The following is a 9,375-nucleotide window of genomic DNA, read 5'->3' as shown; positions in this document are numbered from 1 at the left end:
GATCTCAATACATCAGGCAGATGGGTGTGCTGCTCAGGCTGTACTCCCACATGCCTACCCTGTGTTAGGCCAGTTCAGCCCGCAGTTGCCGCGCAGCAGTGACCATATGAATCAACGCCGCTTCCGTCTCCGGCCAGCCGCGGGTTTTTAGGCCGCAGTCCGGGTTGACCCATAGGCGCTGCGCAGGAATGCGCTTGGCCGCCTTGCGCAGCAAATTGGCCATTTCCGACGCATCCGGCACGCGTGGCGAGTGGATGTCATAGACGCCCGGGCCAATGTCGTTCGGGTAAGCAAAGGCTTCGAACGCCTCCAGCAGTTCCATATCGGAGCGCGAGGTTTCGATGGTGATCACGTCAGCATCCATCGCCGCAATGGACTCGATCACATCGTTGAACTCGCTGTAGCACATGTGCGTGTGAATCTGGGTTTCGTCGCGCACGCCACAGGCGCACAGGCGGAACACTTCGGTGGCCCAGTCCAGATAGTGCTGCCACTGCGCCCGGCGCAACGGTAGGCCTTCACGGAACGCGGCTTCGTCGATCTGCACGATCTTGATACCAGCAGCTTCCAGGTCCACCACTTCGTCGCGAATCGCCAGCGCCAGTTGCCGCGCCTGCACTTCGCGGCTCACGTCTTCGCGCGGGAACGACCACATCAGCATGGTCACCGGGCCGGTCAGCATGCCCTTCATCACCTTGTTGGTCAGGCCTTGAGCGTAGCGGATCCACTCCACGGTCATGGCTTTCGCACGGCTGAGGTCGCCGAAGATCACCGCCGGTTTCACGCAGCGCGAACCGTAGCTCTGCACCCAGCCGAAACGGGTGAACACGTAGCCGTCGAGCTGCTCGGCGAAGTACTCGACCATGTCGTTACGCTCAGCTTCGCCATGTACCAGCACGTCCAGGCCGAGGTGTTCCTGCACTTCAACGGCATGCTTGATCTCGCTGTGCATGGCTTCGACGTATTCGGCTTCGCTCAACTTGCCGGCTTTATACGACTGGCGCGCCAGGCGAATCGAGGCGGTCTGCGGGAACGAACCGATAGTCGTGGTCGGAAACAGCGGCAGGTTCAGGCCGGCACGTTGCTTCTCGATACGCTGGGCAAACAGCGACTGACGCTGGCTGTCCTTGGCGGTGATCGCCGCCACACGGGCTTGCACGGCAGGCTTGTGAATCCGTGGCGAGGCCGCACGGGCAGCTTGCACAGCACGGCTTTCCGCCAGGGCGGCGAGCACGTTAGGGGCTTGCGGTGCGTTGACGGCCTGGGCCAGCACCGCAACTTCCGCGCACTTCTGCACGGCGAAGGCCAACCAGCTTTTCAGCTCGGCATCCAACGTGTCTTCGCGGCCCAAATCAACCGGGCTGTGCAGCAGCGAGCAAGACGGCGCGACCCACAAGCGATCGCCCAATTTCTCATGCGCGTGCTGCAAGGTCGCCAGGGCTTTTTCCAGGTCGCAGCGCCAGACGTTACGGCCATTGACCACGCCCAGGGACAACACCTTATATGCCGGCAAGCGGTCGAGAATGGTCGGGTACTGGTCCGGTGCACGCACCAAGTCGATGTGCAAACCATCAACCGGCAGGTTGGCGGCCAGGCCGAGGTTCTCTTCCAAACCGCCAAAGTAGGTGGCCACGAGTTTTTTCAGCGGGTCGCGCTGGATCTGGTTGTAGGCGCGCTCAAAGGCGTTTTTCCAGTCTTGTGGCAGGTCGAGCACCAGGATCGGCTCATCGATTTGCACCCACTCAACGCCCAAATCCGCCAGGCGCTGGAAGATCTGGCCATATAACGGCAGCAGGCGGTCAAGCAGGTCTAGCTTGTCGAAGTCGCCGCCCTTGGCCTTGCCCAGCCACAGGTAAGTCAGCGGGCCGATGACCACGGGCTTGACGTTGTGGCCCAGGTCACGGGCTTCTTTAACCTCTTCGAACAACTGCTCCCAACCCAGTTGGAATTGCTGGTCGGCGCTGAACTCAGGCACCAGGTAGTGATAGTTGGTATCAAACCACTTGGTCATTTCCTGGGCGTGGGCACCGCCGCAGCAGCTGTCGCTGACACCACGGGCCATGCCGAACAGGGTCTGCAGCGTGGTGTTGCCATCGGCTGGGCGGAAGCGTTCAGGGATCACACCGAACATCAGCGAGTGAGTCAGGACTTGGTCGTACCAGGCGAAATCACCGGCCGGTAGCAGCTCGATACCGGCTTGTTTTTGCAGTTCCCAGTGCGCCTTGCGCAAGTCACGGCCCACGGCACGCAGGCCGGCCTCGTCGAGCTCGCCCTTCCAAAACGCTTCCTGCGCTTTTTTCAGTTCACGATCGCGTCCAATGCGCGGAAATCCAAGGGAATGAGCGACTGCCATGACTTACAACTCCAATGTCGATATTGATGGCAGCCATTGTCGACACACACCCATAGTGAGACAAACTCATTTTACTCTAGACGATCACGAGAACCACTCATATTGCCATCACGTGTAGATAGAACGCGTGAAACATGAAATACGCACACGCTGCCAGCGCCAAGCCCATGCAACGATTGAATACGGTAAACGCCGACGCCCCGTTAATCCGCCGCCCCAGCACCGCGCCCAGCAAGGCGTAGACCCACGGCGCACCGACTGCGCCCAGCCCCAGCAAGGCCGAAACCCCGGCGATGGACGCCCCGGTAACATGCGCCGCCGGCAACATCACGCTGGTAATCGGCAACACCGCCACGATGCCTTTGGGGTTGAGCAACTGAATCACCAGGCCATTCCAGAACGTGAGGGCCTTGGTCGGCGTGCTTGAAGACGCTTCAACCACCGTGCGGGCGGTGAACACTTGATAGGCGAGGTACAGCGTGTACACACCGCCGACCAGTGAGATATACGGCAGCGCCGCCTGGGAAACGATCGCCTCGCCGGTGTAGCCGAACAGCACGAACATCAGCAGCATCGCGCAGCCCACGCCAATGTAGAACCCGCTGGAGCGGCGCAATTTACCGGTGAGCCCGGCGTTCAGGCCCATCAAGTTCACAGGGCCCGGGCTGTACATGACACTGAAGGCGTAGAGGAAAATGTCCATGAAAAAACCTGCCGTAGAAGAAGTCCGGCGAGTCTACTGAGGCGGTTTACGCTGAATCTTGTACGTTTGTAGTTCAGCGTTGTACCTGTTGTGCGAACCACGCCATGACCACGGCACACCCTGCGTGGGACGCCGCCATCGGTTGCAAGCACAGCGCATACACCCCGCCCGTCTCCAACGGCTCACCCAACGGCACCACCAGCACGCCGCGCTCGATGGACTCAGCGGCCAGGCTCAAGTCGGTCATCGCCACACCCAGCCCGCGCGCGGCGGCGTCCAGCGCCAATTCATCGAGGTTGAAGGGAATGTGCCGGTAGTCCTCCAGTGCACCGGCGCCGTTGGCGGCAAGCCATACGCGCCAGTCTTGCTGGTCGACCGAGCGGTGCAGCAGCGCCACGGTGCGCAGGTCAGCTAGGGTTGCCAACGGCTTCAGGCTGGGCGCACACACCGGCACCAGTTTTTCCTGGAACAGCGTGAGGCACGTCGGATCAGTGGGCGGCGTGGGCAGGTACTGAATGTAGGCATCGCTGTCGCCGGCAGGCTCGACCACTTCCGTGGCGACGGTCTCGATGGCCAGGGAAATGTCCGGGTGCAACCGGTAGAAATCGCTCAACTTGGGCAGCAGCCAGCGCACGGCCAACGACACATGCAGGCGAATGCGGAACGGGCGTTTGTGCGGCGAGATGCGGTCCTCCAGCGCCTTGAGTTGCGCGAGGATACTGCGTGCGAAAATCAATACCTGCTCGCCTTCAGCCGTCAGCTGCAAACGGCGGCTGGTGCGCGTGAACAGCGCCACACCGAAGTGGCTTTCCAATTGCTGCACCTGGCGACTGACCGCGCTCTGGGTCAGGCACAACGTGTGCGCAGCCTGGGTGAAACTGCTGCTGTCGCTGACTGCCACCAACGCCTGCAGACCTTGCATCGACGGTACGTGACGAAGCTTATCCATGCGCTTTCCGAATAGCTGGATGATTTTATAGCGTTGGTTGTACCACCCAAGTCCCTATAAATTCCAGCCATCGACTTAAATCATCCATGCGATCAACGCATGCAGCCGAGGTAAACGTGGACAATATCTGTGGCTGGATCGCCCAAACCCAACCCCTGCCCGCCCGCAGCGCCTTGAAAGGTACACAGCAGGCCGACTGGCTGGTGATCGGCGCGGGTATCACCGGGCTCTGCGCGGCTCACAGCCTGGCCGAGTTGCACCCCGATGCACGTATCGTGATCGTCGACCGCCAATGCGCGGCGCAAGGTGCCTCGGCGCGAAACTCCGGGTTTGTGGTGGCGCACGAACACCCGACCGAAAGCGAGTTGCTGGGCAATGTGGGCTTCGACGGTTTTGAGGTGGACACCGCGATCTCCCGCGCGGCGAGCGACGAGGTGCGCCAACGCATTGCTCGCCATGCCATCGACTGCGACTATCGCGACAACGGTTACTTCTTCGCCGTGCATGACGCCGATAAGCTCGATCACGTCGACAGCAAACTCGCCACCTTGCTCGCCCTCGGCGCTTCTGCACAATTTCTGCAAGGCGACGCGCTGCACCAGAAGCTCGGCACCGCGCATTACCAGGCCGGTATCTGGTGCGGCAATGGCAACGCCCTGCTGCAACCGGCCAAGTACGTGAAGGGTTTGCTGGCGGCGTTACCGGCCTCGGTCAGCCTGTTTGAACACACCGACATCAGCGGCCTTGAGCGCATGGGCAACGGCAGCATTCGCGCGACCAGCCCTGGCGGCAGTATTGAAGCGCGGCACGTGCTGGTGTGCCTGAACGCCTTTGTGCCGCGCGTAGGCCTGGACCACAGCGCCACGTTCCCCATGGAACTCAGCGCCAGCCTCACCCGCCCGCTGACGGACAAAGAATGCGCCGCCGAGCCCTGGGGCGTGCTGTCCACGCGACCACTCGGCGCCACGGTACGTCTGACGCCGGACCGGCGCGTGATGATTCGCAACACCGCCGAGTACCGCACCCGCGACTTGTCCAACACCGACTTGCTGCAACGCCGCCAGCACCATGTGCGGGGTTTGCAACGACGCTTCCCGTGGCTCACCGAACAGGACATCCACTACACCTGGACCGGCCACCTCAGCGCTTCGCGGTCGGGCCAACCGTACTTCGCCAAGGTCGAAAACAACCTGTACGCCATCGCCGGGTGCAACGGTTCCGGCGTGGCGCGCGGCACCTTGTGGGGCCGGCTGATGGCGCAATGGGCCTGCGGGCACAGCTCGCCGTTACTGCAATCGGTCATCCAGCGTGCGCAACCGGGCTGGTTGCCGCCGCGCCCGCTGTTCGACCTTGGCGCCCTGCTGCGCATGCGCATCGAAGCGGTGCGCGCCCGTTCAGAAATCTAAAACAAAAAAGGTGAATGCAATGCACATCAAGCGATTGTCTGTGGCGGTGATACTCGGCGCGTTGTCGGCGGCCAGCCATGCCGCTGAAGAAGTGAACATCTCCAACTGGAACGGCTATATCGCCGACGACACCCTTACCAATTTTACTCAGGCCACCGGCATCAAGGCCACCTACGACATTCATGACAGCAACGAAGTGCTTGAATCGAAGTTGATGACCGGCAACACCGGCTACGACGTGGTCAGCCCTTCCAACCACTTCTTGTCACGGCTGATCAAGGCCGGGGCAATCCAGAAGCTCGACCGCAGCCAGTTGCCGAACTGGAAAAACCTCGACCCACTGCTGATGAAAAAACTCGAAGTCAACGACCCGGGCAACCAGTACGGCTTCCCCTACATGTGGGGCACCGCGGGCATCGGCTACAACGTCGAGAAGATCAAGGCGATCTTCGGCAACACCGACGTCACCCGCTCGTGGAAGATGTTTTTTGACGAAGACACAATCAAAAAGCTCAGTACCTGCGGCGTGGCAATCATCGACAACCCCACGCAGATTCTGCCCATCACCCTCAACTACCTCGGCCTGCCTCACCACAGCCATGAACCCGCCGACTATAAACAGGCCGAGCAGGCACTGTTGAAGATCCGGCCCTACGTCCAATACTTCCACGCGTCCAAGTACATCAGCGACTTGGCCAACGGCAATATCTGCGCGGTGATCGGTTTCAACGGTGACGTAGTGCAAGCGGCTACGAGCGCAAAAGAAGCCAACAATGGCATTCAGATCGGCTACTCCATCCCCGAAGAAGGCTCGACGCTGTGGCTGGACATGGTGGTGATGCCCAAGGCCGCGCCCCATGAAAAGAACGCCTACGCCTACATGAACTACCTGCTCGAGCCCAAGGTGATCGCCAACATCAGCAACAGCATCCACTACGCCAACCCCAACAGCGCGGCGGATGAGTTCCTCACTCCTGCGGTTAAGCAGGACCTGGCGATCTACCCGCCGAAAAGCGTGATGGACACGTTGTTTATCGTCGAAGACCTGCCCCCGGCCATTGCACGGCTGGCTACCCGGCTATGGACCAAGTTGAAGACCAACACCTAAGCGCACCTGCCACAGAAAACCTGCGAGCCACGACAACTCATTCACCACAGCCTCTGCGCGCTGAAATAAACTAGGGTGGTACTTCTTGGGAGACCCACCAACATGGATGCAGTGACTCAAGGCAGTTGCCTATGTGGTGCTATCAACTATCAGGTTTCGACTCGATTAAAAGCCGTCACCCACTGCCACTGCAAAAAGTGCCAGAAAGGCCACGGCGCGGCGTTCTCCACGTATGCCAGCGCACCCAAATCAGCGCTGAATGTCAACGCTTCGCCGGATACGCTTCGAAGCTATGAGTCTTCGCAGGGCGTTACTCGCCAATTCTGTTCACGGTGTGGATCATCGCTATTCTGGTCTGATGCCAATGGGCTTTACCGAGGATGGGTTTCCATCGCACTCGGCACGCTAGACACGCCTTTTGTTGCGCGCAATCAGGCGCACAGCTGCCTTGAATCCAAGGCTGCCTGGTTTTGCGAGGACTCTGTATGACACCGGCCAGCGAAGCCTTTTCGATACGCAAGCTCGAAGAGCTTCCCGAGCAGCTCCGCGACCTGGAAACACACGCGGTTGCCGAAGGGTTCAGGTTCCTGACGCGGCTTATCACCGAGTGGGAAAACCGGGTGAACCGGTTTGACCAACCGGGTGAGTGCCTTGTGGGCGTCTTTCGTCACGGCCAATTGCTTGCAGTTGGCGGTCTTTCCCGCGACCCATACGCAGGTCCAGAAACCGGCCGACTAAGACGGATATACGTTGATCCAACGATGCGCAAGCGTCGTATTGGTGGGGCGTTAGTCAGCTATTTACTGGAATACGCCGCTAAACAGTTTCAAGCAGTGCGTCTTTCCACGGAGAGTCCAAGCGCCATGAAGTTTTATCTGCGCTGTGGTTTCCACCCCGTGGGCGACGACACCGCAACCCACGCAAAGTCGCTGATCCCCCTCAATCGGCAATGACCCGGAGACCGCATGCAGGTGATAAACAACAACAGACCTGAGTACATGCCCAGGCTCGAACACCTTCTGTACGGCAATAACTACAGCGTCTCAATAGACCTGTATGGCCCACTGGATGCGAATCGACCGCTGATTGAGGTGCTCAAATCAGCGGTGAGTTCGTCATGTGAAGCCCCCCGCAGTGTACTCATCAGTGTTGATGAAGCGCGGGCGCACATTCTTGAGTCGTTGCTTTACCCTGGTGATCCGGCTGCCGGGCCTATCGACCTGCCCGCTAAACGCAGTGAAGTAACCGCACTGGTTGAGCAACTGTTGGAAGGTGCCCACGTCAATAAAGCCGATGCTATCTACACCTTCCACCTTGCAAAGGGCCACCCAGGCTACCCGGTGTGGTGGGAATTCGCGTTGGATATTCATGCGCAAGGGCGCCGTTGGATTCTGCTGGGTTGCAGCAGCGATTAAGCGTAAGCCCCAAGGGTGAATTGGGGCTCAAGCGACTTGACGACTTACATCAACGGAATCGAATAACTCACAAACACCCGATTCTGATCCTGGTCCCGCGCCACTTCACTGCGCGACACGCCGTTACGCCAGCCGAACCCGACGTTCTTGAACGTGCCGCTTTGCACCACGTAATCCAGGGAGATATCCCGTTCCCATTCGCTGGCCGTGTTGCCAGCGGTGGTGAGGATATGGTCGCCTTTCAAGTACATTACCGACGCCTTAAGGCCCGGCAGGCCCAGTGCGACGAAGTCGTAGGCGTATTGCGCGAAGACGGTGCGTTCGCCGGCCTGGATGAAGGTTTGCACGGTGCGGTCGGTGTAGAGGTACAGGCTGGAACCGCCCTCGCCTTTGTTGACCAGGCCGCCCTGGTTGAGTTGGGCGAAGTTGCTGTCGTCGGAGACTTGCTGGTAACCGGCAGTGATCGCGTGTGGGCCCAAGGAGTAGATAAACGCGGCACTCCAGGTGTTGTTGTCGATTTCACCACTGCCGTTCTTGGTGTAGCCGCTGAATTTATACCATTCGGCACGCCCGGCGGCGTTGCTGTTTTTGCCGTCTGCGGTGGTCTTGAAGTAACGCAGGTCGGTTTTCAATGAGCCGTAGTCGCCAAGCGGCAATACATGGATCAAACCGGCAAAGTGCTGCTGGTAATAGTCTTCGAGGTTGGCGTAGTAGTACTGGACCAGCAGGTCCTTGTTCACTTGATAGTCGGCACCTGCGTAGTTGAATTTGTTGCTATCTTGGGTGCCGCCCGCCGCCGCCAGGCCACTGCGATCGCTGGAGCCACGGCCGGTGGTGTGCTGCAGCTGGCCGCCGATCAGGGTCAGGTTGTCGATGTCTTTACTGGTGACCTGCCCGCCTTCAAAGGATTGCGGCAACAGGCGGCCATCGTTGCTCACCAGGATCGGCAGGTTTGGGCGCAGGTAGCCGTAGCGCAGCTCGGTCTTGGCAACACGCGCCTTGGCCGTCGCGCCGCCACGCGCCCAGCTGTCGGCGGCCTTGCCGTCAGCGGTGGGGATCATCGAGCTGCCCACATGGCGGCCGGCGCCGCTGTCGAGGGTCACGCCGAGCATGCCGACGGTATCCAAACCAAAGCCGACAGTGCCATCGGTAAAACCCGACTGGTAGTTAAGGATAAACGCCTGGCCCCACTCTTGAGTCTTCGACGGTGCAGCTGCGCCGTCGCGGTTGTCGTTATTGAAGTAGAAGTTGCGCATGTTCAAGTTGGCTTTGCTGTCGCTCAAGAAATCAGCCGAGGCCAAGGGGCTCAGGGCAATACCCAGACCGCCGATCAATACGCTTAATACATTCAAAGTGGCTTTCATCAGGACGAACTCCGGCGCGGAATCCAAGTTCCGGGCGCTTAAAAAGGGCAGCAGGATGCACGCGACCAACTTGGGCT

General features: G+C 59.9%; 9 protein-coding genes. 5 read left to right on the top strand and 4 right to left on the bottom strand.

The genetic code is table 11. From position 1 onward, the window contains the following. Positions 1 to 64: 64 nt before the first annotated feature. The 3 genes from metE to ACI77I_RS17760 form a co-directional block, all read right to left on the bottom strand. Complete coding sequence (metE, locus tag ACI77I_RS17770) at positions 65 to 2,353, bottom strand: 5-methyltetrahydropteroyltriglutamate--homocysteine S-methyltransferase (protein ID WP_406998073.1); 2,289 nt, start codon at positions 2,351 to 2,353, stop codon at positions 65 to 67. A gap of 97 nt (positions 2,354 to 2,450) precedes the next feature. Beyond that, on the bottom strand, positions 2,451 to 3,056 hold the full coding sequence (locus tag ACI77I_RS17765) for a LysE family translocator (protein ID WP_406998072.1): 606 nt from the start codon (positions 3,054 to 3,056) through the stop codon (positions 2,451 to 2,453). Positions 3,057 to 3,129: 73 nt separating this feature from the next. Continuing rightward, positions 3,130 to 4,005: a LysR substrate-binding domain-containing protein gene (locus ACI77I_RS17760; RefSeq protein WP_094952710.1), complete on the bottom strand. Its 876-nt coding sequence runs from the start codon at positions 4,003 to 4,005 to the stop codon at positions 3,130 to 3,132. 116 nt (positions 4,006 to 4,121) lie between these two features. On the opposite strand from ACI77I_RS17760, the gene ACI77I_RS17755 reads away from it, so the two are divergent. From ACI77I_RS17755 to ACI77I_RS17735, 5 genes are all read left to right on the top strand, one after another. Beyond that, positions 4,122 to 5,411, top strand: a complete 1,290-nt coding sequence (locus tag ACI77I_RS17755; RefSeq protein ID WP_176462987.1) for an FAD-binding oxidoreductase — start codon at positions 4,122 to 4,124, stop codon at positions 5,409 to 5,411. Positions 5,412 to 5,430: 19 nt separating this feature from the next. Further along, positions 5,431 to 6,519, top strand: a complete 1,089-nt coding sequence (locus ACI77I_RS17750) for a polyamine ABC transporter substrate-binding protein (protein ID WP_094952708.1) — start codon at positions 5,431 to 5,433, stop codon at positions 6,517 to 6,519. A gap of 102 nt (positions 6,520 to 6,621) precedes the next feature. Continuing rightward, positions 6,622 to 7,008: a GFA family protein gene (locus ACI77I_RS17745; protein ID WP_094952707.1), complete on the top strand. Its 387-nt coding sequence runs from the start codon at positions 6,622 to 6,624 to the stop codon at positions 7,006 to 7,008. Next, entirely contained in the window at positions 7,005 to 7,472 is a 468-nt protein-coding gene (locus ACI77I_RS17740; protein WP_406998071.1) for a GNAT family N-acetyltransferase, read from the top strand. Before ACI77I_RS17745 ends, ACI77I_RS17740 begins: the two co-directional genes overlap by 4 nt. 12 nt (positions 7,473 to 7,484) lie before the next feature. After that, complete coding sequence (locus ACI77I_RS17735) at positions 7,485 to 7,934, top strand: hypothetical protein (protein ID WP_406998070.1); 450 nt, start codon at positions 7,485 to 7,487, stop codon at positions 7,932 to 7,934. Between the two features lie 44 nt (positions 7,935 to 7,978). Here ACI77I_RS17735 and ACI77I_RS17730 read toward each other — a convergent pair whose 3' ends face one another. After that, positions 7,979 to 9,298 (bottom strand): OprD family porin, encoded by a 1,320-nt coding sequence (locus ACI77I_RS17730; protein ID WP_406998069.1) that lies wholly within the window; start codon positions 9,296 to 9,298, stop codon positions 7,979 to 7,981. Positions 9,299 to 9,375: the final 77 nt, after the last annotated feature.

This window comes from Pseudomonas sp. D47 (assembly GCF_045447305.1).
In the GTDB taxonomy this organism is placed as follows: domain Bacteria; phylum Pseudomonadota; class Gammaproteobacteria; order Pseudomonadales; family Pseudomonadaceae; genus Aquipseudomonas.
The sequence above is the reverse complement of the archived record's forward strand: the minus strand, read 5'-3'. Positions and strand labels throughout refer to the sequence as shown.